Below are 22968 nucleotides of genomic sequence, written 5' to 3'. Positions count from 1 at the left end.
TTGATTAATAACAGGTGTCGCTGACAAGCGATCAGTGATCGATGATCAAGGCCGATACTGGTGGACGAGACTCGGGGTCGGGCGGAAGCTTGATCGCTTCTCCGAGTGGTGTGGGAGAACCCTGTCCATGACTTCGTCGGCGACTCCGGGTGCCGTCTCGTGCTCCCAGTACCGGAGGACCGTCCACCCTGCCGCCTCCAGGTGCTCGGTCGTTTCCCGGTCGCGGGCCATGTTCTTGTCGAGCTTGGTGCGCCACCACTCGGCGTTCGACTTCGGCCGGGTCGCGTGTTCCGGGCAGCCGTGCCAGAAGCAGCCGTCGAGGAAGACGGCGATCTTGGTGGGGCCGAAGACGATGTCGATCGTGCGGCGGCGCAGTCCGGGGACGGGCACGTTCACGCGGTAGCGCAGGCCGGCTGCGTGGAGGAGCTTGCGGACGGCGACTTCGGGGGCCGTGTCGCGCCTGCCTTGGCGGCTCATTCGGGCGGACACGGCAGCGGAGGAGGGGACGGGACGGGGCTCGGGGGGCACGGAGGCATTGTGCCCGGTGCGTGTCCCCGTACGTCGCGGCGAGGGGTGGATCGTCAGCGGTGAGGACGTACGGGGAGAGGGCCGCACCGGGCCCGGCTCTATGCGGGACCCGGCGCCCCGTGGCAGTCCCTGTACGCGTCTCCCGAGCCGCACCAGCATTCCGCCGTCCTTGCCGGGGGCCACGGGGTGGCCTTGCCGCGGGCGGCCAGGGTGGTGGTGTATTCGGCGAGGAGGGGGACGGAGTCCGGGGTGGTGCGTTCCGAGGCGGCGAAGGCTTCGTAGGAGGGGATGGAGCCCGTGACGATGCCGAGGTTGGGGGTGCCGGTGGCGGCGAGTTCGCGGAGCGAGGATTCGAGGCGGGTGAGGTGGGCCTCGTGGGACGGGTACTCGGCCTGGAGGCCGGGGTACGTGGCGAGGAGTTCGGCGAGGTCGGCCGCCGGCCAGTGGAGGAGGGCTACCGGGAAGGGGCGGGAGAGCGCCGTGCGGTAGCTGCCCAACTCGGCGCGTAGGCGGGCGATTTCGGCTTTGAGTTCGGCCGGGTTGTCGGAGCCCAGGGCCCACAGGCGCTTCGGGTCGTGGAGTTCGTCGAGGGTGATGCCGTCCGTGTGGGTGGACGTGTGGGTGCGGTCGGCCAGGGCGTCCCAGTTGTCGTGGGCCTTGCCGAGCATGCGGCGTACTCGGTGGCGGCCGGCGAGGAGGGACTGGGTTGCGTAGGGGATTTCCTCGGCGGGGTCCACGAGGAGGGTGAGGGCCGTGGTGTAGCAGTCGTGGGAGGCCTGGAGGTCGTCGTGCTGTTCGAGGGCCTCGGCGATGATGTCCCACGGTTCCGGGGTACGGGGAGCGGCGGCGCGGATCCCGTCGATGATCGCGCGGGCCTCGGCCTCGTGGCCGTACTCCCAGAGGTTCGCTGCCATGAGGGCCTTGATGAGGGGCGGGTTCTCGGGGGTCGGAGCGGTCGAGGTCAGGAGCTGGTCGTAGAGGGTGCCGGCTCGGGTCCGGTCTCCGGCGAGTTCGAGGTGGGCCGCTGCTTGGAGGAGGAGGGGCTCCTGGTCCTCCGGGTACTGCGCCGCGGTGCGCAGCAGACGCTCGGCTTCGGTGGTGTGGTCGGCGGGCGAAGGCGTGTCGGGGCGCATGTGGGACACCGTACTGCTGTACGGGGTGCGGGTGAGAGGGACATGGGGGTCCGGGTTCGGGGTGGGTGTGGAGGCGGTGGGAGGGGTGGGGGTGGCGTTGTGCATGGGGGGAGCGTTCCCCGGTGGGGCGGGGTGGGAACGTCGCTCGTGGGGGTGGTGAGTTGAGGGGGGAGGGTCTATCTTGCGCGCCTTGGCGAGGGGTGGGGGTGGGAGTGGTGGCGGTGCGGCGGCGTCGGCCCGGGGTGCGGTGGAGGCCAGGGCGGCGGCGGGGGCGGGTGGCCCGTGGGTTGTGGGTGGGGGGTGAGGTCTTTGTTACCTGTGGGGTGGTGCTGATGCTGCTCGTCGCGCATCAGGTGTGGTGGACGAATCGGGAGGCGAGGGGTGGGGCGGAGGAGACCGTCCGTGAGCTGGTGAGGGAGTGGGAGGGGCCCGGCGGGGGAGCGGGAGCGGGAGCGGGAGTGGGAGTGGGGGCCGGGGTCGGGGTCGGGGTCGGGGGTGGGGTTGCGGCTGGGGCAGGAGTGGAGGGCTCGGGTTCCTCCGGGGGCTCGGACTCCGGGGACTCGGGTTCAGCGGGCTCGGGTTCAGCGGGCGCCGCGGGTGCGGCTGGGGCCTCAGGGGGTGCGTCTGTGGAAGGGGAGGCCGGTTCCGGGGGCCGCGCAGGGGGCGGGGCCGGGAGGGAGCGTATCGGGCCGCCCCGTTGGGATCAGGCCTATGCCGTGATTCGGATTCCGAAGGTGGGGGTGGTGGCGCCCGTTGCTCAGGGGGTCGGGAAGCGGGGCGTGCTGGACAAGGGGTACGTCGGGCACTACCCCGGGACCGCTCAGCCGGGGCAGGCCGGGAACTTCGCGCTGGCCGGGCATCGCAATACGCACGGGGAGCCGTTCCGGTACATCAACCGGTTGGGGGTGGGGGACGAGGTGACCGTGGAGACGCGGGAGGCTGTCTATACGTATGTGGTGAGTGGGGGTGTGCCGCAGACCTCGGCCCGGGACGTGGGGGTGATCGGGGCCGTGCCGCGCAGTGGGGTCAAGGCGGGGTACGGGTATCGCGAGCCGGGGTACTACCTCACGCTCACCACCTGCACCCCCGAGTTCACGTCCAAGTACCGGCTGGTGGTGTGGGGGAAGCTGGTGCGGATGAGGCCGCGCTGACAGGTCGGTGACAGGTCGCTGCGGGCTCAGGCCTTAGGGTCGCGGGCGTGTCCAGTGATCTTCCTCCTGCCTCGCGTACGTTCCAGGCGGCGTCCGCGTCCCGTAGGCCTCATGTGCTCCGGCGGCGGCCTCAGTTGTTGTGGCTGCTCGTGCCCTATGTGCTGTATCTGGGCGTGCTGCCGTGGGTGAATCGGGTGCAACCGGTGGTTCTGGGGTTGCCGTTCTTGTTCGTGTGGCTGTTGGGGGCCACCTTGCTCACGCCCTTTGCCGTGTGGCTGACCTGGCGGGGGGATCACAGGCGATGAGTTCTGCTGTGGTGGCCACGTCCATTTTCGGCGTTTTCATGGTGGGGACGGTCGGGCTCGGGCTGCTTGCCATGCGGGGGCGTGGGGGCGGGAGCGGGGGGCTTGCCGAGTGGTCCGTGGGCGGGCGGAGCCTGGGGGCCGTCTTCATCTGGGTCTTGATGGCGGGGGAGGGATATACGAGTTTCAGTTATCTGGGCGCGGCGGGGTGGGGGTACAACTACGGGGCTCCGGTGCTGTATGTCGTGGCTTACATGTCCTGTGGTTATGCGGTGGGTTATGTCGTGGGGCCGATGTTGTGGGCCTATGCGCGGCGGCATTCGCTGGTGGGCATTACGGACATGGTGGCCCATCGGTACGGGAAGAAGTGGGTGGGGGCGGTGGTGGCCGTGCTCGCTTCGGTTTTCCTGCTGCCGTACATCCAGTTGCAGATCACGGGGATGGGGGTGGTCGTGTCGACGATTTCTTATGGCGCGATCAGCCTCAACTGGGCCTATTTCATCGGCTTTGCGGTGACTGTTGGCTTTGTCGTGGTGAGCGGGCTGAGAGGGAGCGCCTGGGTTTCCGTCCTCAAGGACGGGATGGTGATTCTTACGCTGGGGTTCCTGGCCGTGTATGTGCCTTTGCATTATTTCGGGGGGTACGAGCCGTTCCTGGACCGGGTCGTGGCGGAGAAGGGGGAGTGGCTGACTTTTCCCGGGCACGGGGAGAGCGGGTTCGGGCAGCTGTGGTTCATCACCACGTCGTTCTTGAATTCCTTGACGGTGGTGATTTTTCCGACGACGGTGGCCGGATATCTGGGGGCGCGGTCCGCCGACGGGCTGCGGCGCAATGCGATGTGGCTGCCCGCCTACAACGTGCTGCTGTTCATTCCGATGCTGCTGGGGATCGCGGCGTTGTTCGTGGTGCCCGGGCTTGTCGGGGCGGATTCCAACCTGGCGCTCTTCAAGCTGGTCGTCGACTCGTTGCCGGCCTGGGTGGTGGGGGTGGTCGGGGTTGCGGCTGCCCTGTCGTCGATCGTTCCGATGGCGGTGTTCATGCTGGTCATCGGGACGATGTGGGGGCGGAGCGTGCTCGGGCTCGTGCCCAGGTGGCAGGGGCGGGAGAAACTGGCCTCGCAGGTCGTGGTGGTCGTCGCGGGGGCGCTCGCGCTCGTGCTCACGTACACCGCGCCGAACACCCTCGTACGGCTGTCGCTGATCTCGTACGAGGGGATGGCGCAACTGCTGCCCATGCTGCTGCTGGGGCTGGTGTGGCGGAAGCTGACTCTGGCGGGGGCGCTGAGCGGGCTGGTGGTGGGGGTGGGAGCCGTGTGTGCGCTGGTGTTCAGCGGGCACGATCCCGTGTGGGGGATGAACGCCGGAATTCTGGCGCTCGCACTCAACCTTCTCGTCGCTCTCACCGTCTCCTTCCGTGGGCCGCGCGATCGCGACGAGCGGCCCGACGACGAAGTGCTGGCCCGTGATCCACAATCGGGCCCACTGGTCAAGGGCGACGAACTCGTGGCAAGCTGACGTGAGTTGAGTCGCGAAGACTGTCGCGGTGAGTGCCGGGGCAGTCACGGAGAGAGAGTGGGGAGGGGTGGGTGTGATCAGGAATGCCGGGCGTGCGCGTTATGCGCTGCTGATGTTCTTCCTGCTGGCCCAGGTCCTCTTCGACCTCGGCGGCTTCGGCTTCGCGGGCGCCGTCGCGCTCGCCGCGACCGCCACCGCCGGTGCCGCGCTCATCGCCTGCGCGCTCATCTCCGGGCGTACGGTGCCGAGGGTTCCGCGTACGAAGGTGCGCACCGCCATCCGCGACCGGGAGCGGCGTACCGCCTTCCTGGCCCAGCGTGACCCCGATGCGGCGGGCAGGCCCCGGCCGCGAGCGCCGGGCCGGCTGTCTCCGACGGCCGCGTAGGGGCACCTCAGGATTGTGCAGGCCTCTCGTGGGTCGTCATACCGATGTCTTTTCTGAATCTTCGGTACGACGAGACGCCCGGAGGGCTCTTTCCGTGTATTCCCTGTTCGCTTCCCTTGTCGAGTGGCTTGCCGCGCTTCTTGAGCCGGTGTTCGCCGTCTCCGCCACCGCTGCCGCCATTGTTGTTTTTACGATGCTGGTACGTATCGCCTTCCATCCGCTGGCCCGGGCTGCCGTACGGGGTGAGAAGGCGCGGCTGAAGATCGCTCCGCAACTCGCCGCCGTACGGAAGAAGTACGCGAAGAATCCGGAGCGGATGCAGAAGGAGATTCTGGCGCTGCATACGAAGGAGAAGGTTTCGCCCTTCTCCGGGATGCTGCCCATGCTGGTGCAGTTGCCGGTCTTCTTCGTGATGTACCGGGTGTTCTCCTCGGCGGAGGTCGGGGGAAAGGCGAACGAGCTTCTCGGTCACCGGCTGTTCGCCGCGCCGCTGGGGTCGCGGTGGAGCGATGCGCTGGCGCACGGGGGATTCTTCGGGGCGCAGGGACTTGTGTACGTGGGGCTTTTCGTGGTGCTGGCCGGGGTCGCCACTTGGTCGTTCTTGCGGGCGCGGCGGAATGCGGCCCATTCCGATGTTCCGCAGCTTCCGGGCGGGATGAGCGAGGGGGCCGGGGCCGGGCTGGTCAAGTGGATGCCGCTGCTGTCGTTCGGGACCTTGGTCTCGGCGATGGTGCTGCCGTTGGCGGCCGGGCTGTACGTGGCCACGACCACCGCGTGGACCGTGGCCGAGCGGGCTTGGCTGCACAGGGAGCGGAAGGGTGCGGGGGAAGTTCCCGTACCGGCGTAAAGCCAGGGGGAGCGGTCCACGCAGTGGGCGTGGTCTTGCGGAGCGGGCGTCGACCTTGGAGGATCGGACAAATTCTCCGGTGGCCGGGCCGCGGCACATGATGATCAGCGGCCGGGTTGGGCGCGACCTCGACCACGAGGAGATCAGTCGGTATGAAGCTGCTGCGTGTGGGAACCGCCGGTTCGGAACGTCCGGCGCTGCTCGACGGCGACGGCGTGACCGTACGGGACCTGTCCGGTGTCGTGAACGACATCGACGGAGCCCTGCTGTCCGACGCCGCCGCCCTGGAGGCGATCAGGTCGGCGGCGCGGGCGGGGACGCTGCCCGTGCTGGACACGGCGGGGCTGCGGATCGGGCCGCCGTTGGGGCGGATCGGCAAGATCGTGTGCATCGGGCTGAACTACCACGACCACGCCCGGGAGACCGAGGCGCCGATTCCCGAGGAGCCGATCCTCTTCTTCAAGGCGCCGGACACGGTGGTCGGTCCTTACGACACCGTGCTCGTGCCGCGGGGGAGCGAGAAGACGGACTGGGAGGTCGAGCTCGCGGTCGTCATCGGGCGGACCGCCCGGTACCTGGACGGCGCGGAGGAGGGGCTCGCGTGTGTGGCGGGGTACGCGACCTCGCACGACGTGTCCGAGCGGGAGTTCCAGATCGAGCGGGGCGGCACCTGGGACAAGGGGAAGAACTGCGAGACGTTCAACCCGCTGGGGCCGTGGCTGGTGACTGCGGACGAGGTGCCGGATCCGCAGGCGCTGGGGCTGAAGCTGTGGGTGAACGGGGAGCTGAAGCAGGACGGGAGCACCGGGGAGCAGATCTTCGGGGTGGGGGAGGTCGTGCGGTACGTGTCGCAGTTCATGACGCTCTACCCCGGGGACGTCATCAATACCGGGACTCCGGCGGGGGTGGCGATGGGGCAGGCGGAGCCGAAGCCGTATCTGCGGGCGGGGGACGTGGTGGAGCTGGAGGTGGGGGGGTTGGGGAGGCAGAGGCAGGAGCTGAAGGGGGCGTAGGGGTACCGCTGTGGGCATGCGTTCCGCCAGGGGCGGAACGGGTGGGCACAGCGGAACCCTGGCTCCGGGCAGGGGTTGTTCGGCCCTTTCGTGCCTTCGTTCGGCGTGCCCGTGGGGCGGGGGCGGGGCGTGTGCGGTCGCGGAGAGGGTGCGCTTCGCGTGGGGGCCGCCCCCTTGCCCACCCGTCCCGCCCCCGGGGGGCGGCCCCGCTGCCCAAGAGGGCGGGGTGGGGATTAGGGGGCGGCCCCGCTGCCCGAGGGGGCTTGGGGTGGGGATAGGGGCGGCCTCGCTGCCCGAGGGGGCTCGGGGTGGGGATTAGGGGCGGCCTCGCTGCCCGAGGGGTTGAGTGGGTTAGAGGTGGATGGTTGTGCCCTTTGTGGCTGATTTCTGGGCGGCTTCCAGGACGGTGAGGGCTGCTGCCGCTTCCAGGGCTGTGACCGGGGGGTTCGAGCCGTCGCGCAGGGCCTTGGCGATCGCTTCGTAGTAGGCGGGGTAGTCGCCCGGCAGGGTCGGGACCGGCAGGCCGCCGCCCGTGAGGGGGGATTCGCCGGAGCCGATGCGGCCCCACATCTCCTTGGGCTCCTCGCCCCAGGCGGCGGAGGGGGACGGGCGCCTGCCGTCGCGCAGAGCCGCTTCCTGCGGGTCCAGGCCGTACTTCACGTAGCCCGCGCGGGAGCCGAGGACGCGGAAGCGCGGGCCGAGCTGGGCGGTGGTCGCGCTCACGTAGAGGTGGGAGCGGACGCCGTTCGCGTGGGTGAGGGCGATGAACGTGTCGTCGTCGGCCGCCGCACCAGGGCGTCGTACGTCCGACTCCGCGTACACCTGCGTCACCGGGCCGAAGAGGGTCAGTGCCTGGTCGACGACGTGGCTGCCCAGGTCGTAGAGGAGGCCGCCGATCTCGGCCGGGTCGCCGGACTCGCGCCAGCCGCCCTTCGGCTGCGGACGCCACCGCTCGAACCGCGACTCGAAGCGCTGTACGTCGCCCAGCTCGCCCTCCGCGAGCAGCGCGCGCAGGGTGAGGAAGTCGTTGTCCCAGCGGCGGTTCTGGAAGACGGAGAGGAGGAGGCCCCGCTCGGCGGCGAGGGCCGCCAGGTCGCGGGCCTCGGCGGCCGTGCCGGCGAGCGGCTTGTCGACGATCACGGGCAGGCCCGCGTTCAGGGCGGCCTTCGCGAGCGCGACGTGGGTCTTGTTCGGGGAGGCGACGACGATCAGGTCGAGTTCCTCGGCGCGGGGCCACAGGTCGTCGGGCGAGTCCGCGAAGCGCACCTCGGGGAACTCCGCGAGGGCCTGCTGCCTGCGCTCAGGGTTCGACGTGACGACCGTGTCCAGGACCAGACCCTCGGTCGCCGCGATCATCGGCGCGTGGAAGACGGAACCCGCCAGTCCGTAGCCGATCAGGGCCACCCGGAGGGGAGCGGTAGGGGTGGAGGCGGGTACGGGTGGGGCAGGTGTGGGCGTCATGGTTTCCACTTAAACAACGCAGGTGGGGAAGTGCAAAAGGGTGGGTGGTGGGTGGATGCCCGTGCGCGGGCTTCGGGGCGTCGGATGTGGCGAACCCAGGACCCATGCTGTCTGAATTGCTGAAATTGGGCTGGTAGGGGGGATTTTGGACGCTGTTCGGCCGTACCGGGTGTGGCGCTGCACGCGTCACTGGTCCGCATGGCAAGGTCACGGACCATGGCCGGGCGCGGGCGCTCGGCCGCGCGTTTGCTCGGTGGGCTTACCGCCTGATGTGGAGAGGCCAACTCATGCGACTGCGCTGTGCACTTGTGCTGGGGGTCGCCGCCGCGACGCTTGCACCGGCCCCCTCCGCCGTGGCCGACGGCCTTCCGTACCGGGAGAGCTGCGCCGTGTCCTTGCAGTGGGGGGTGAGTGCGGGGGCGAGTGTGCGGCGGGGTTCGCAGTGCGCGGAGCCTGCGCCTCCGCAGGGCCACCGCCCGCAGGAAGCCACCGTCCCCCGCCGCATCGAGGCTGCCTCCCGTCACATCGGGGCTGCCTCCCGCCACCTCGGGGCTGCCGCCCGTCACATCACCACCACCGCACCCCGCGCCGACCAGCAGCAGCCGTCCTGTGGTGATCCGCACAGTGTCGACTTCCCCCTCGGTACGCGCATCCACGGCGGGCCCGGCACCTACGAGCCCGGCGGTGACAGTGCCGAGTGGTACGTCGACCTCACCAATGACACCGGCGCCGCCTGCCACGACATCCACCCCGTCCTCGTCCTCGTCGACCGGGGCAGAAACCTTCGGCCCGACCACGTCCGGGCCGAGTTCTACGACACCGCCTCCGGCGGCCGGCACCCCGTCCCCTTCGTCCGTACCGACGAGGACGAGCTCATCGGCGTCTTCGGCGACGGAATCCCCGGCTTCACGGTCGGGGCCGGCCGCACGGTGAGCGTGCGGGTGCGGCTCGCGTTCACCGGGGCCGCCCGTACCAACTCCGTCGTCGCCAACACCGCCGTCGTCCAGCGCAAGGACCACGACGGCGAATGGGTCGGCCAGTCCGCCGACTACCGGTTCGCCGTCGACCGCAACGCCCTTACAGGAGACGGAAGTTACTCGCAGGCTGCCGGGAGTCGGCCCGAGCTCGCACAGTCGGGTCCGGGGCCTCTGCTCGGGCTCGGGGGCACCGCCGCCGCCCTCCTCCTCGGTGGCGGAGCCCTGCTGGCGGGGTCCCGGCGGTTTCTGACGGCGCCGAGGGCGGTGCGGCGCGCGCAGCCGGAGAGCTGAGGAGCAGGAGGAGCAGGAGGCGTACCCGGGCAGCTCCGGCGCCTACCGGGCGGCTCCGGCGCGTACCGGGCGGGCCCCCGCGCACCGTCATCTGCGACGATCCTTGACGTGGACCACCCGAACACGCACCACCAGGACCCCGGCGCGCCCGTCCGGTCCGGCATCCCGGAGCACGGACGCATCCCCAAGTACTACGCGGTCAAGGCGCATCTCTCCGAGCTGGTCGGGGAGTTGGCCGAGGGCCAGCTGCTGCCCACTGAGCGCGACCTCGCCCTGCGCTACGAGGTCGCCCGCGACACCGTCCGCCAGGCCCTGCGTGAACTGTTGCTGGAGGGGCGGGTGCGGCGGCAGGGGCGCGGCACCGTGGCGGCGGGGCCCAAGCTCGAACAGCCCCTGTCGTTGGCCAGTTATACAGAAGGGGTTCGCAGGCAGGGGCGCAGGCCCGGGCGGAACCTGATCGGCCTGGAGCGCTTCCCCTGCCCCGCCCGGCTCGCACCGGACGTCGGGGTCGAGCCGGGGGAGCCCGTCTGGCACCTGGAGCGGGTGCTGCTCGCCGACGACGAGCGCGTGGGGCTTGAGAGTTGTTACGTCGCCGTGCAGCGCGTGCCGCGTCTCGACGTCGACTTCCAGCCGGACTCCTCCTTCTACGCCTACCTCCGCGAGAGCGTGGGGGTGGGGCTCGGCCGGGCGCACGAGCGCATCGAGACCGTCCTGGCCACTCCGCGCGAGGCGCTGCTCATCGGGACGCCGCCCGCGCTGCCGATGCTGCTGATGCACCGGTGGTCGCAGGACGTCGCCGGGCGCCCGCTGGAGCGGGTGCGGATGCTGTTCCGGGGGGACAGGTTCAGCTTCTCCACGCAGCTCCTGACCTAGGCGGGGACGGCTCTTTCGCGGGTATGACCACAGCCATGAAAGTAACGGAACGATAACGGGTCTGGGCCAGCCTTGGGGGGCTGTTCACCGTGCCGTTGCCGTCCGGATCCGGCCGCGTCATCCGCCCCGAGGAACGTGGCCGCCGTGAGAGTCATAGTCGTTGGAGCCGGCGTCGTGGGAACCATGCACGCCTGGCACGCAGTGGAACGCGGCCACGAGGTCGTACAGATCGAGCGCGAGAGCGAGGCACGCGGCGCGAGCCTGCGCAACTTCGGCCAGATATGGGTCAGCGGGCGCGCGGGCGGCGAGGAGCTCGACACCGCGCTGCGGGCCCGCGAACTGTGGGAGGGCATCGGCGCCCGCGTTCCCGGGCTGGGCTTCCGGGCCAACGGGTCGCTGACGCCGGTACGTACGGAACTCGAACTCGGCGTAGCCGAAGGGGTGTTGGAGCGGGACGACGCCGCCGTCCGTGGCTACAAGCTGCTGACGGCCGACGAGGCCCGGGCCGTCAACCCCGCCCTGCGCGGCGAGTTCCTCGGTGCGCTGTGGTGCGAGCGGGACGCGGCCGTGGAGCCCCGTACCGCTCAACTCGCCTTGAAGCAGGCGCTCTTGGCGTCCGGTCGGTACACCTTCCTCGGCGGGCGCGAGGTGCGGGACGTGGTCGGCGAGGGGGCCGTACGGGACGACCATGGAGTCGTGCACCGGGGCGACGCCGTCGTCCTCTGCACGGGAGCATGGCTCGGCGGGCTCGTCCGCGAGCTGGTGCCCTCGCTGCCGGTGCGGCGGGTGCGGCTCCAGATGATGCAGACCGAGCCCCTCGGCGAGGCCCTCACCACCTCGGTGGCCGACGGCGACAGCTTCCGTTACTACCCCGCGTACGCGGGGGAGGCGCTGGACGCCCTCAATGCCGGGCAGGAGCAGGCGCCGACCGCCGCCGCCCACAAGATGCAGCTGCTGATGGTGCAGCGGCGCGACGGCGGGCTGACCATCGGCGACACCCACGAGTACGAGCACCCGTTCCGCTTCGATGTGGAGGAGGAGCCGTACGCGCACGTGCAGGCCGTGGCGGAGAGCTTCCTGGGGCGTCCGCTTCCGAAGATCCAGCGACGCTGGGCCGGGGTGTACGCGCAGTGCACCGACAAGACCCGCGTGGTGCACCGGGAGCAGGTGCGCAGCGGCGTGTGGCTGGTGACCGGGCCCGGCGGGCGCGGGATGACCTGCTCCCCGGCCATCGCCGAGAAGACCGCGAACGAATTGGGCTGGTGAGCACCACTATGAGCAGCAACGACAGCAAGCAGAGCAACGACAGCAACGACAGCAAGCAGAGCAGCCGCATCGACCTTGTCGTTCTCGACATGGCCGGTACGACCGTCGCCGACGGCGGCCTCGTCGAGCAGGCCTTCGCGGCGGCTGCCGAGCGGCTGGGCGTGGAGCCCGGGTCCGCCGACTTCGAGGAGAAGCTGGCGTACGTACGGGCCACCATGGGCGAGTCCAAGATCTCCGTCTTCCGGCACCTCTTCGGGGACGAGGCCAAGGCGCAGCAGGCCAACGCCGCCTTCGAGGAGGCGTACGGGCGGCTCGTCGACGGGGGCCGGATCGAGGAGATTCCGGGGGCTCGGGAGGTCATCGAGAAGCTGGCCGCCGACGGCCGCACCGTGGTGCTGACCACCGGGTTCGCCCGTGTCACCCAGGACGCCATCCTGGCCGCCCTGGGCTGGCAGGACCTGGTCGGGCTGACGCTGTGCCCCGCCGATGCGGGCGGCCGGGGCCGGCCGTACCCGGACATGGTGCTCGCCGCGTTCCTGCGTACGGGCGCGGTGGCGGGGGTGGCGAACGTCGCGGTCGTCGGTGACACCTCGTACGACATGCTCAGCGGCGTACGGGCCGGGGCGGGCGTGGTCGCGGGTGTGCTGACGGGGGCGCACGGGCGGGACGCGCTGCTCGCGCACGGGGCGAGTCATGTGCTCGGATCTGTCGTCGAACTCCCCGGGCTGCTCGCGGAGTTGGGGCGATGAGCAGCGGCATACGCTTCGAGTCCGTATCGGTTTCGTACGGGAAGAACGTCGTCCTGGACTCGCTGGACCTGACCGTGGAGCCGGGCGAGGTGATGGCCCTGCTCGGCCCTTCCGGGTCCGGGAAGACGACGGCGCTGCGGGCGGTGGCGGGCTTTGTGCAGCCGGTGTCCGGGCGGGTGTTCATCGGGGAGCGGGACGTCACCGGGCTGCCGCCTTACCGGCGGGGCATCGGGATGGTCGTCCAGCAGTACGCGCTCTTTCCGCATCTGCGGGTGGAAGAGAACGTCGCCTTTGGGCTGAAGGCGCAGAAGGTCGCCAAGGCGGAGATTCCGGGGCGGGTCGCGGAGTCGCTGGAGATGACCGGGATGGCTGCCTACGCGCGGCGCTATCCACGGGAGTTGTCGGGTGGGCAGCAGCAACGGGTCGCGATTGCGCGGGCGTTGGCCATCCGGCCTGGGGTGCTGTTGCTGGACGAGCCGTTGTCGGCGCTGGACGCGCAGCTCAGGTCGGGGATGCTGGCCGAACTTGCGCGGCTGCACCGGGAGTTGCCGGATGTGTCGATTCTCTATGTGACGCACGATCAGGTCGAGGCGCTGACGCTGGCGGACCGGATCGCGGTCATGGACAAGGCGCGGTTGCAGGACTGCGGTACGCCGCAGGAGCTCTATCGGCGGCCTCGGACGGAGTTCACGGCTTCCTTCGTGGGCAACGCGAATCTGCTGCCGGTGGAGGTGGGGTCGGAGGGAGTCCGGTTCGACGGGGTCGAGCTGAAGGTCTCCACCGAGGGGATCACGGAAGGTGCCACGGCGACTCTCTGTGTCCGGCCGCACCTGGTGGGGCTCGGAGAAGGGCCCAATGCACTGCGCGGGACGATCAGCGAGGTGCAGTGGAGGGGGTCCACGCACCGGCTGTACGTGGATGTGGGTGCGGGGCAGCGGGTGAAGGCGGACGTGCGGGAGCTTCGGGAGACGCCGGTGCTGGGGGACTCGGTCGTCCTGCACTTTGCGTCGGAGGACGCGGTGCTGTTGGGGGCGGGGGTTTCCGGTGGCTGAGGGGGCGGTCGTGCGCTCGGGTGCGGGTGCGGGTGCGGGCGTGGCGGTGGCGAGCGCGGGCCGAACGGGAGGTGCGGCTCCGCCGGGGGCCGCCCCTGTGCCCACCCGTTCCGCCCCCAGGGGCGGCCCTGCTGCCCACAGCAGCGGCGGTGGCCCTGCTGCCCGCGGGGACGGCGGTGGCCCTGCTGCCCACGGGGACGGCGGTGGTGGGCGGGGGATTCCGCGGTGGGTGTGGGCGTTGCCGCCCGTTGCTGTTCTTGGGTTGGTGTTTCTCTATCCGCTCGCGCTGGTCGTGCAGCAGTCGTTCACTGCGGACAGTGGGGAGGTCTCCCTTGCGCCCTACGGGGATGTATTTGCCTCGGAGGCATTCAGGGAAGCGTTGACCACCACCGTGTGGCTCGCTCTCGGGGCCACTGTCGGGTGTCTTGTCCTCGGGTTTGCGTTGGCGCTGGTCATTGCCTTCGTGCCGTTCCCGGGTGGGAAAGCCGTCGCGAAGTTCATCGACGTCTTTCTCTCCTTTCCGTCCTTCCTGATCACGCTCGCGCTGCTCTTCATCTACGGGAGCGTGGGCATGGCCAACGGGGTCTGGACGGGGGTGACCGGGGCGGCCGACGGGCCGTTCCACTTCCTCACCACGCCGTGGGGGGTGCTGCTCGCGGAGATCACGTACTTCACGCCCTTCGTGATGCGTCCGCTGCTCGCGGCCTTCTCACAGATCGACACGGCACAGCTGGAAGTCGCCTCCTCGCTCGGGGCGCGGACCTGGCGGATCGTACGGCAGGTGATCCTTCCCGAGGCGCTGCCCGCGCTCGCCGCCGGCGGATCGCTCGTGCTGGTGATGTGCCTGAACGAATTCGGGATCGTCCTCTTCACGGGGGCGAAGGGGGTCACCACGCTGCCGATGCTGGTGTACAGCAAGGCAATTCTGGAGTCCGACTATCCGGCGGCGTGCGTGGTCGCGGTCGTCAACATCGCGATATCCGTCGGGCTTTACGGAATCTACCGGGTGGTGAGCCGTCGTGTTGGTGCATAGCCGGGCCGGGAAATGGACGACCTGGGTCGTCTTCTTCCTCCTCTTCCTACCGCTTTTCGCGCTGCCGTTGCTGGTGATTCTCGGGGCTTCGTTCTCGACGCACTGGTCGGGGGCCTTTCCGTCCGGGCCGACCGTCGAGAACTACGGGGCCGCCGTGCGGGGGGAATCGCTTCAGGCGCTCACCACGAGTCTCGTCACCGCCGTCGCCGCGAGCGTGCTCGCGCTCACCTTCGGGAGCTGGGCGGCGCTCGCCGCGGCCGCTCTGAGGAAGGGCGGGAAGCGGGTGCTGGACGCGCTGTTCATGCTGCCGGTGGCCGTGCCCTCGGTGGTGGTCGGGCTCGCGGTGCTCGTGGCCTTCAGCCAGCCGCCGTTCCTGCTCAACGGGACGCGCTGGATCGTCATCCTCGCGCACACCATTCTTGTCACCGCGTTCGCCTACCAGTCGGTTTCGGCCGCGATCGTCCGACTGGACCCGATGTACGAGCAGGCCGCCGCGTCGCTCGGCGCCAGGCCCTCGTACGTCCTGTGGCGGGTGAAGCTGCCGCTCCTGCTGCCGTCGCTCAACGCGGCGGCCGGACTCTGCTTCGCCCTGTCCATGGGCGAGTTGAGCGCCACGATGATGCTCTACCCGCCGGACTGGATGCCGCTGCCGGTGCAGATCTTCACCGCCACCGACCGGGGATCCCTCTTCAGCGGATCGGCCGTCGCGGTCGTCCTCATGGGGACCACGCTGCTCGTGCTGCTCGCGGTCTCCCGCATCCGCACCAAAGCCTCCTTCCGCTGAACGTCGCTCCACCGATGCCGAACGCCACTCCACAGATGGGGATACGAAACGTCATGCAGCGCACCCTCAAGCCGCTCGCCGCCCTCACCGGCAGCCTCGTCCTCGCCGGTTCCCTCGCCGCCTGCGGCGGGTCGTCCGCCGCCTCCGCCGACGAGAAGATCGTCACCGTCTACAGCGCCGACGGCCTCAAGGGCGAGAAGGGCGACGGCTGGTACGACAAGGTCTTCAAGGACTTCGAGAAGAAGACCGGCATCAAGGTCAAGTACGTCGAGGGCGGCTCCGGCGAGATGGTGCAGCGCGCCGTCCGCGAGAAGTCCAACACGCAGGCCGACGTCATCGTCACGCTCCCGCCGTTCATCCAGCAGGCCGACTCCAAGGGACTGCTCCAGAAGTACGAGCCGGCCGGGTCCGACCAGGTGAAGGGCGGCGACAAGTCCGGCGAGGGCAAGTGGACCTCGGTCGTCAACAACTACTTCGGGTTCATCAAGAACAAGAAGGAGCTGCCGGGCGACACCCCCAAGACCTGGGAAGAGCTGCTGGACGCCAAGTACAAGGGGAAGATCCAGTACTCGACGCCGGGTGTCGCGGGCGACGGCACCGCCGTCGTCATCAAGGCCATGCACGACCTGGGCGGCAAGGACGCCGCCATGGCGTACCTGAAGAAGCTCCAGGTCAACAACGTCGGCCCGTCCTCCTCCACCTCCAAGCTCGCGCCCAAGGTCGACAAGGGCGAGATCCTGGTGGCCAACGGCGACGTGCAGATGAACTTCGCGCAGTCGAAGTCCGCCCCGAACCTGGGCATCTGGTTCCCGGCGAAGGCGGGCGGCAAGCCCACGACCTTCGCGCTGCCGTACGCCGCCGGGCTCGTCAACAAGGCCCCGCACACCGAGAACGGCAAGAAGCTCCTCGACTTCATGCTGACCGAGGGCGCGCAGAAGGAGGTCAGCTCCGTCGGCGGCGGCTTCCCGGCCCGCGGCGACGTGAAGCCCACCGACGCGAACGCCATCGAACTCACCAAGCTGCTCGACGGAGTCGAGGTCTTCCAGCCGGACTGGGCCGACATCGACAAGAACCTCAAGAGCTACGTCGACGCCTGGAAGACCGCCACCGGAAGCTGAACGACGCCTGGCGCAGGATCAGTTGTGTCCGCCGGGAGCCGGTCCGACGGCTGTCGGTAACCATTCGGCCAAGGTTCACCACAAGAGTCTGGACCAGGCGCTGATATCACGCAAAGGTAACGGGTCTGGTCCAGATTCTTGCGTTCCGGAGCCCCCTTCCCGTTGGAGGATCGCCATGCCCCGAGGTATGTCACGCCGTTGAGGCAAGTACGGCCCCGGTTCGTACGGCCCCGGTTCGCTCCCGCGCGGCACGGGGCCGGTGCACAGACACCCATTCCCCACACCACCTGCCCCTTGGAGAGAGACATGTCCTCCGGCATCTCCCGTCGCGCCGTGCTCCTCGGCGCCGCCGCCGTCGCCACCGCGGCGGGCCCCCTCGCCTCCGTCACCCGCGCCTCCGCCGCCGAGCGGCAGGACCGTGCGGCCAGAACCCCGAAGGTCCTGGTCGTCGGAGTCGACGGGGCGATGGTGCGCCGCATCAAGGACGCCGACACCCCGCACCTGGACGCGCTCATGGCGGCCGGGGTCACCGCGCCCTCCGCGATCTACACCAACCCGATGGCGCCGACGAGTTCGGGCCCCGGCTGGTCCACGCTGATCACCGGCGTGTGGCCGGACAAGCACAAGGTCGTCAACAACGAGTTCACCGGCGCCGACTTCGCCACGTACCCCGACTTCCTCACCCGCGTCGAGACCGCCAAGCCGGCCCTCAAGACGTACGCGGTGGCGTCCTGGAACCCCATCACCGACATCATCTTCTCCGCGAAGGTCGACGAGCGCGTCTCCACCCCGGGGGCCGAGTACGACGTCGGCACCACGAAGCGCGCGGTCGCCAGGGTCAAGGCGGACGTCGACGCGGTCTTCGTCCACCTCGACAACGTCGACCACGCGGGCCACGCGAGCGGCCACGCGAGCCAGGCGTACCTCGACGCGCTGCACGGCGTCGACACCCAGGTCGGTGAGATCCTCGCCGCCGTCAAGTCCCGTGCCACGTACGGGAACGAGGACTGGCTCGTCATGGTCACCGCCGACCACGGGCACACCGCGACCGGCGGCCACGGCGGCAACTCCTGGGACGAGCGCCAGACCTTCCTGATCGCCACCGGGGCGGGGCTGCCCGCCGGCGTCACCCGGTACGACGTGTTGATGCCGGACGTCGCCGTCTCCGCCCTCGTCCACCTCGGCATCACCGTCGACCCGGCCTGGAAGCTCGACGGACGGGCCGTGCAGCAGCCCGTCACCGACTCCTTCGACCCGCTGCGCGGCCAGCTCCGGAAGGCCGTCGACGAGAGCGGCATCGGCGCCGACGTCCTCGGCTTCACCCACGCCGCACCCGCCGGCTGGTCGGTCGACAACTCGAAGATGGGCACCGGCGGCGTCACCGAGTGGCGCGGCTGGTCCTTCACCACCGACGAGTTCTGGACCAAGGCCGAGAAGGGCCAGGAGCGCGAGCTGAACGTCCGCGCCCGGAACGTCTTCGCGGTGTGCGACGGCGACGAGTGGTCCGACAAGACCTTCACCGGGACCTTCGACTCGACGCTGGTCAGCCCGGCGTTCCCGGTGAAGGCGGGGCAGGCCGCCACGCTCACGTACACCTCGTACTACCGCCACGAGGCCCCGCAGAAGGCCGAGGTCCTCGTCTCGTACGGGGAAGGGGCGCCGGTCTCCGTGAAGACGTACACCGCGAACAGCTCCTCCCGGGTCGAGAGCGTCCGCCTCCAGGTCCCGGCCGGGGCCACCACCGCCCGGGTCCGCTTCCGCTACACCGGCGGGAACAACTGGTACTGGACGATCGACGGCGTCAACATCACCTCCTGACACTAGGCTGGGGGCGTGCACAGGGTTGTGCGCGCCCCTTGTCTTCATGTGTGTACGTACGGCGGGAGTCCCACCAGATGGCAGAGCGCAAGCCGATCGAATCCTGGCTCACCGACATGGACGGAGTCCTCATCCACGAGGGCGTCCCGATCCCCGGCGCCGACTCCTTCATCAAGAAGCTCCGGGACACCGGGAAGCCCTTCCTGGTGCTCACCAACAACTCCATCTACACCGCCCGTGACCTGCACGCACGCCTCGCGCGCATGGGCCTGGACGTGCCGGTGGAGAACATCTGGACCTCCGCGCTGGCCACCGCCCAGTTCCTGGACGACCAGCGCCCCGGCGGCACCGCGTACGTCATCGGCGAGGCGGGGCTGACCACCGCGCTGCACGACATCGGGTACGTCCTCACGGACCACGAGCCCGATTACGTGGTGCTGGGAGAGACCCGTACCTACTCCTTCGAGGCCCTCACCAAGGCGATCCGGCTGATCAACGGCGGCGCCCGCTTCATCTGCACCAACCCCGACGAGACCGGCCCCTCCGCCGAGGGCCCGCTGCCCGCCACCGGCGCGGTCGCCGCGCTGATCACCAAGGCGACGGGCAAGAAGCCGTACTTCGCGGGCAAGCCCAACCCGCTGATGATGCGCACCGGCCTCAACGCCATCGGCGCGCACTCCGAGACCAGCGCGATGATCGGCGACCGGATGGACACCGACGTGCTGGCGGGCCTGGAGGCGGGCATGGAGACGTTCCTGGTGCTCACCGGGCTGACCGGCAAGGACGACATCGACACGTACCCGTTCCGGCCGTCCACCGTCGTCGACTCGATCGCGGACCTCGTCGAGCGCATCTGAGGAACCCGGCAGGAACCCGGCAGAGGCCCGGCAGAGGCCCGGCAGGGGCCCGTACGGCGCAGTGACGGGCCCCTGCGGATGCGGAACCTCGCGCCCGGGTGAATCTTCGGAGTACCAGGAGGTTCACCATGCGCTCATCAGAGCTCACTCTGTGTGCGGGTGCGGTACTCGCGGCGGTACTCTTCCCCGCGCCCGCCGCCCTCGCCGCCCCACCGGCAGCCCCCGCGCCGGTCGCCGTCACGGACAACGAAGAGTCCCGCGGCAACGTCACCGTCACCCCGTCCACCATCGCGGCCGGCGGGGAGGTGGAACTGCGGATCGACGTGTGCGAGAAGCACAAGAAGGCCGTCGGCACGTCGGAGGCGTTCTCCTCGCCCGTGTACTTCAATCCCGGCAACGGCGGCGGCGGTCTGTTCGCCGAGGCGCGGATCCGTTCCGACGCCCAGGGCCGCGACTACAGCATCCACGTCAAGTGCGAGGACGGCTCGGGCCAGGCCAACGGCAACGTCACCGTCGTCCACCACAGGACCGAACCGACCGCCCCCGTCCGCGCGGGCGGCGGCGGCACCGCCCTGGCCGCCGAGTCCGACGGCCCCGGCACCTCGCACACCCTGATCGGCCTCGGCCTCGCGGGTGCGGCAGCCATCGCCATCGCCGGACGCTCGGTACGCCGCCGCAACTCCTCCCGCTAGAGGAGCGCCCCTCAGGAGGCGCCCCGTAAGGGGCGCGGGGAACTGCGCGCCCAGCCACAACGAACCCGCGCGAAGCACGACGGGAGCACACCACCTTGAGCACCGACCACCCCGCTTCCGGCAAGGGCCGGATGCTCACCGGCATCGCCTGGGCGGTGCTGCTCCTCGGACTGTGGCTGTGGGGCCGCGACATCACCAACGGCCCGAGCGGCAATGCCGCTCCGACCACCGGTGACGTGGCCGCGGTGGGACGCCCACTGCTACAGGTCGAACTGCCCGACGCGCACGAACCGGTCGCGGGCGTGCGCCCCGGCCGCCTCGACGTCCCCTCGCTCGGCATCGGGGCGCCGGTCGGCCCGCGCGGCCTCGACGCCGACGGCGCGGTCGACCCGCCGCCGTACGACCAGCCGCGAGAGGTCGGCTGGTACCGCGACGGCGCCCGCCCCGGAGCGAGCGGCGTCGCGCTGCTCGTGGGACACGTCGACACCAGGAGCAAGCCGGCCGTGTTCTACGGCCTCAGCTCCGCCCGCCCCGGCGAGCAGGTCAAGATCACCGGGTCGGACGGATCGGTCACCGAATTCACCATCGAGGACGTCCAGGTCTTCAGCCGCGACAAGTTCGACGCGAAGAAGGCGTACGGGCCGCGCGAGGCCGGCCGCGCCGAACTGCGACTGATCACCTGCGGCGGTACCTACGACCACAACGCCCGCTCCTACACGGCCAATGTGGTCGTCTCCGCCTATCTGACGGGCGTCACTCAGGCCCCGGCAGCCGCCAAGTCATGAGCGGGGGCAGGGGAGTCTGCCTTCTTCGCGGCACGTAGCCCCAGCCCGCCGAAGACCGCCGCGAACACGGCCCACAGCAGTAGCTGCGACCCGAGCGACAGCACCCGGAAGTCCCACAACAGCGTTGCGGGTACGGGGACTTCGTCCGGATTGCCCGGCAGCAGGAACAGCACGGCGAGCGTGGCGGCCCCGGTCAGGAACACCGCACCGTGCCGCAGCGGCTCCGGCTTCCGGGCCAGCCGTACGTACCACTGCCAGGCGAGCAGCATGCCGAGGATGCCGATCACGACGGCTGCCAGCCACAACTGCTGCCGCTCGCCGACCGTGTTGGCGTCACCGACGCCGGGCGGGGCCGCCGGGTAGCGCAGCCCCGGCAGCAGGGCCACCGCGACGAAGGCCGCCGCGCAGAACGCGAGGGCGCGCGGCCAGGCCCGTACGAGATATCCCGTACGACGGTGGACCAGCGCGTACGCGACCGCGAACAGCGCGCCCAGTGCCAGGCCCGCGACGATCGCCGTGATGACGAGGCCGAAGTGCTGCTGGCCGCGCGTGAAGAGCTCCTCGTGGTGCTCGGCGACCGCACCGGCCGCCGCGTGGGCGTGCTCGGCGGCCTCCTCCTTGGCCGAGCGCGCCTCTTCGAGGACGATCGCCCGGTCCATCACCGGTTCCGCGAGCAGCAGCGAGAAGAGGCCCGTGACCAGGCCGGCGACCCCGCCCGCCGCGACGCCGCGGCCGAGCAGGGTGAGAGTGGGGTTGCTCATGGTGCGCGCGTCCCCGATCAGTGGCAAGGGGCACCGAAGAGGTGCCTGCCGTCGTGCGAGAACTCGTGCAGGTAGCTGCCGGTCGCGGAGATGATGTGGCCGTTGTCCATGAACACGGCGTACAGCGCGATCAGCGCGACGATCACGGCAGCGGCCAGGATCAGCAGATCCCGGGTGCGGGTGGTCGCCGACGCCAGGTCGGTGGACCGTGCGGACTGCTGGGCAGACGCAGACATGTCGGGTGAGCCTCCTTCTGGGGTTTCCACGCCCCGAAGCAGGAGGACGACGGGTCAGTTCCTGACTTCCACACCCTTGTGGGGGATGTGGTCACAGTGGCGGGACCGCCCCGGAATCGCACCGGAGTTCCTGTTCACCGTCGCCTCGAAGTGTGGAGTTGTCCTCCGGAGAGTCCCAGTCCGGCTGTGCACTGTCAACAGGCCCAAGAGGGCTGCGGCGGCGGGGAAGTACCTGGCCCGGCCGACTGCTCGCTCCCCCCGGAGCCGTCGGCCGGGCTGGTCCTCGACCGCGCGCGCACGAACTGCGGGAGAAGCCCGGCGCAGTCGCGGGAGGTTCTGGGAAAACCAACTCGGATTGCGGGCCGGGGGCTGGGGCCGCATCACCACTCTAGAGGGGTGAAGCTCCGTTCTCCAGAGGGTAATTGACGCAATGTCACAGCAAAGTAGCTACGGGTGTCGCCCGGTGGTCGCGGTCGGGTCAGAGTGGACCCATTTTTCCGTCCTTGTCCAGGGCGAGGGGCGTCGCGGGGGTTTCCTTACGGGACTTCGTGCGCGGCTTCGTGCGGATCTCCTCCGAGTCCAGCGTTCCCCGTACGATGTCCAGCGCCATCTCCGACAGCGCCAGCTGATTGCGCCGCGCGTACGCCCGCATCTCGCTGAACGCCTCGTCCATCGAGACCGTCCACCGTTCGGAGAGCATCCCCTTGGCCTGCTCCAGGCGCACCCGGCTGGTCAGCGCCGACTGGAGCTGCCCGGCGAGCAACTCACCCTGGCGGACGGTGCGCTGCTGGAGGATGCCGATGGTCGCGGCGTCCGCGAGGGCCTGGGCCAGCTCGACGTCGCCGGGGCTCAGCTCCAGCCTGGGCGTGGTGACGAACAGGTTCAGGGCGCCGATCACCGTCTCGCGCAGCCGCAGCGGGATCGCGTACGTGGAGAGGAACCCGTACTCCCGGGCGCGCGGCGTGAACACCGGCCAGCGCTCCAGGACCTCCGGGGTGTCCAGGGAGACCGGCAGGACGACCGTACGGCTGCGGAAGCAGTCCAGGCAGGGGCCCTCGTCGTGCTGGATCTCCAGCAGGTCGAGCAGCCAGGCGCGCTCGTCGGACGAGGCCGCGGTCTGCAGCCGGCCGCGCTGGTCGACCAGCATCAGCCCGGCGGCCGACACGTCGAGCAGCTCCACGCAGCGGGCGGCCAGCCGCTGGAGGAACTCGATCACGTCGAAGTCGTCGACCAGAGTGTCGGCGAGCTCGACGAAGGCCGTCGCGATCTTCCGTTCGCGCACGCTGCTGTCCATGCCTGTCACCTACATCTGTCGTGCTGCCGGGTGGGGCGCCCGGAGCGC

General features: G+C 70.0%; 24 protein-coding genes and 1 riboswitch. Of the genes, 18 read left to right on the top strand and 6 right to left on the bottom strand.

The window, feature by feature from the left end; translation table 11 throughout:
* Positions 1-45: 45 nt before the first annotated feature.
* Positions 46-477, bottom strand: a complete 432-nt coding sequence (locus ACWGIG_RS02760; RefSeq protein WP_453319685.1) for a very short patch repair endonuclease — start codon at positions 475-477, stop codon at positions 46-48.
* 149 nt (positions 478-626) lie between these two features.
* On the bottom strand, positions 627-1661 hold the full coding sequence (locus tag ACWGIG_RS02755) for an SEC-C metal-binding domain-containing protein (RefSeq protein WP_453319684.1): 1035 nt from the start codon (positions 1659-1661) through the stop codon (positions 627-629).
* Between the two features lie 332 nt (positions 1662-1993).
* Here ACWGIG_RS02755 and ACWGIG_RS02750 point away from each other — a divergent pair, with 332 nt between their 5' ends.
* From ACWGIG_RS02750 to ACWGIG_RS02725, 6 genes are all read left to right on the top strand, one after another.
* Positions 1994-2812, top strand: a complete 819-nt coding sequence (locus ACWGIG_RS02750; RefSeq protein ID WP_453319663.1) for a class E sortase — start codon at positions 1994-1996, stop codon at positions 2810-2812.
* 143 nt (positions 2813-2955) lie between these two features.
* Positions 2956-3117 carry a DUF3311 domain-containing protein gene (locus ACWGIG_RS02745; protein ID WP_453319683.1) on the top strand — a complete coding sequence of 54 codons (162 nt, stop codon included), beginning with the start codon at positions 2956-2958 and terminating at the stop codon, positions 3115-3117.
* Positions 3114-4628, top strand: a complete 1515-nt coding sequence (locus ACWGIG_RS02740) for a sodium:solute symporter family protein (RefSeq protein WP_453319662.1) — start codon at positions 3114-3116, stop codon at positions 4626-4628. The genes ACWGIG_RS02745 and ACWGIG_RS02740 overlap by 4 nt, the downstream gene beginning before the upstream one ends.
* Before the next feature lie 112 nt (positions 4629-4740).
* Complete coding sequence (locus tag ACWGIG_RS02735) at positions 4741-5013, top strand: DUF6412 domain-containing protein (RefSeq protein ID WP_453319682.1); 273 nt, start codon at positions 4741-4743, stop codon at positions 5011-5013.
* A gap of 94 nt (positions 5014-5107) precedes the next feature.
* A complete protein-coding gene (locus ACWGIG_RS02730; protein WP_453319681.1) occupies positions 5108-5860 on the top strand; it encodes a YidC/Oxa1 family membrane protein insertase in 753 nt (250 codons plus the stop codon).
* A 152-nt stretch (positions 5861-6012) separates the two neighbouring features.
* Positions 6013-6873 carry a fumarylacetoacetate hydrolase family protein gene (locus ACWGIG_RS02725; protein WP_453319661.1) on the top strand — a complete coding sequence of 287 codons (861 nt, stop codon included), beginning with the start codon at positions 6013-6015 and terminating at the stop codon, positions 6871-6873.
* A gap of 351 nt (positions 6874-7224) precedes the next feature.
* Here the strand turns inward: ACWGIG_RS02725 and ACWGIG_RS02720 are convergent, their stop codons facing one another.
* A complete protein-coding gene (locus ACWGIG_RS02720) occupies positions 7225-8334 on the bottom strand; it encodes a Gfo/Idh/MocA family protein (RefSeq protein ID WP_453319660.1) in 1110 nt (369 codons plus the stop codon).
* A gap of 287 nt (positions 8335-8621) precedes the next feature.
* Here ACWGIG_RS02720 and ACWGIG_RS02715 point away from each other — a divergent pair, with 287 nt between their 5' ends.
* From ACWGIG_RS02715 to ACWGIG_RS02660, 12 genes are all read left to right on the top strand, one after another.
* On the top strand, positions 8622-9602 hold the full coding sequence (locus tag ACWGIG_RS02715; protein ID WP_453319659.1) for a hypothetical protein: 981 nt from the start codon (positions 8622-8624) through the stop codon (positions 9600-9602).
* A gap of 108 nt (positions 9603-9710) precedes the next feature.
* Positions 9711-10475, top strand: a complete 765-nt coding sequence (locus ACWGIG_RS02710; protein ID WP_453319658.1) for a GntR family transcriptional regulator — start codon at positions 9711-9713, stop codon at positions 10473-10475.
* Between the two features lie 144 nt (positions 10476-10619).
* The gene (locus tag ACWGIG_RS02705; protein WP_453319657.1) at positions 10620-11741 is read left to right on the top strand and encodes a TIGR03364 family FAD-dependent oxidoreductase; all 1122 of its coding nucleotides are present in this window, start codon (positions 10620-10622) and stop codon (positions 11739-11741) included.
* 89 nt (positions 11742-11830) lie between these two features.
* The gene (locus ACWGIG_RS02700) at positions 11831-12490 is read left to right on the top strand and encodes an HAD family hydrolase (RefSeq protein WP_453319680.1); all 660 of its coding nucleotides are present in this window, start codon (positions 11831-11833) and stop codon (positions 12488-12490) included.
* Entirely contained in the window at positions 12487-13542 is a 1056-nt protein-coding gene (locus ACWGIG_RS02695) for an ABC transporter ATP-binding protein (RefSeq protein WP_453319656.1), read from the top strand. Before ACWGIG_RS02700 ends, ACWGIG_RS02695 begins: the two co-directional genes overlap by 4 nt.
* A 217-nt stretch (positions 13543-13759) precedes the next feature.
* On the top strand, positions 13760-14575 hold the full coding sequence (locus tag ACWGIG_RS02690; protein ID WP_453319679.1) for a 2-aminoethylphosphonate ABC transporter permease subunit: 816 nt from the start codon (positions 13760-13762) through the stop codon (positions 14573-14575).
* Positions 14562-15359, top strand: coding sequence for an ABC transporter permease (locus tag ACWGIG_RS02685; RefSeq protein ID WP_453319655.1), 798 nt, complete (start codon positions 14562-14564; stop codon positions 15357-15359). The genes ACWGIG_RS02690 and ACWGIG_RS02685 overlap by 14 nt, the downstream gene beginning before the upstream one ends.
* Before the next feature lie 53 nt (positions 15360-15412).
* Entirely contained in the window at positions 15413-16477 is a 1065-nt protein-coding gene (locus tag ACWGIG_RS02680; RefSeq protein WP_453319654.1) for a 2-aminoethylphosphonate ABC transporter substrate-binding protein, read from the top strand.
* 306 nt (positions 16478-16783) lie between these two features.
* Positions 16784-18295, top strand: coding sequence for an alkaline phosphatase family protein (locus ACWGIG_RS02675; protein WP_453319653.1), 1512 nt, complete (start codon positions 16784-16786; stop codon positions 18293-18295).
* Between the two features lie 77 nt (positions 18296-18372).
* Complete coding sequence (locus tag ACWGIG_RS02670; RefSeq protein WP_453319652.1) at positions 18373-19152, top strand: HAD-IIA family hydrolase; 780 nt, start codon at positions 18373-18375, stop codon at positions 19150-19152.
* 128 nt (positions 19153-19280) lie between these two features.
* A complete protein-coding gene (locus tag ACWGIG_RS02665) occupies positions 19281-19844 on the top strand; it encodes a hypothetical protein (RefSeq protein ID WP_453319651.1) in 564 nt (187 codons plus the stop codon).
* A gap of 131 nt (positions 19845-19975) precedes the next feature.
* A complete protein-coding gene (locus ACWGIG_RS02660; protein ID WP_453319678.1) occupies positions 19976-20629 on the top strand; it encodes a class F sortase in 654 nt (217 codons plus the stop codon).
* Here the strand turns inward: ACWGIG_RS02660 and ACWGIG_RS02655 are convergent.
* The 3 genes from ACWGIG_RS02655 to ACWGIG_RS02645 all read right to left on the bottom strand — a co-directional run bounded on the left by ACWGIG_RS02655 (position 20602) and on the right by ACWGIG_RS02645 (position 22920).
* Positions 20602-21390 carry a CbtA family protein gene (locus ACWGIG_RS02655; RefSeq protein WP_453319650.1) on the bottom strand — a complete coding sequence of 263 codons (789 nt, stop codon included), beginning with the start codon at positions 21388-21390 and terminating at the stop codon, positions 20602-20604. The genes ACWGIG_RS02660 and ACWGIG_RS02655 overlap by 28 nt on opposite strands.
* A 17-nt stretch (positions 21391-21407) precedes the next feature.
* On the bottom strand, positions 21408-21626 hold the full coding sequence (locus ACWGIG_RS02650; RefSeq protein ID WP_453319649.1) for a CbtB domain-containing protein: 219 nt from the start codon (positions 21624-21626) through the stop codon (positions 21408-21410).
* Positions 21627-21661: 35 nt separating this feature from the next.
* Positions 21662-21821: riboswitch (cobalamin riboswitch) on the bottom strand.
* Positions 21822-22104: 283 nt separating this feature from the next.
* Positions 22105-22920 carry a GAF and ANTAR domain-containing protein gene (locus ACWGIG_RS02645; RefSeq protein WP_453319648.1) on the bottom strand — a complete coding sequence of 272 codons (816 nt, stop codon included), beginning with the start codon at positions 22918-22920 and terminating at the stop codon, positions 22105-22107.
* Positions 22921-22968: the final 48 nt, after the last annotated feature.

The organism is Streptomyces sp. NPDC054863 (assembly GCF_053610825.1).
This window is presented reverse-complemented; position numbering and strand designations above follow the sequence as displayed.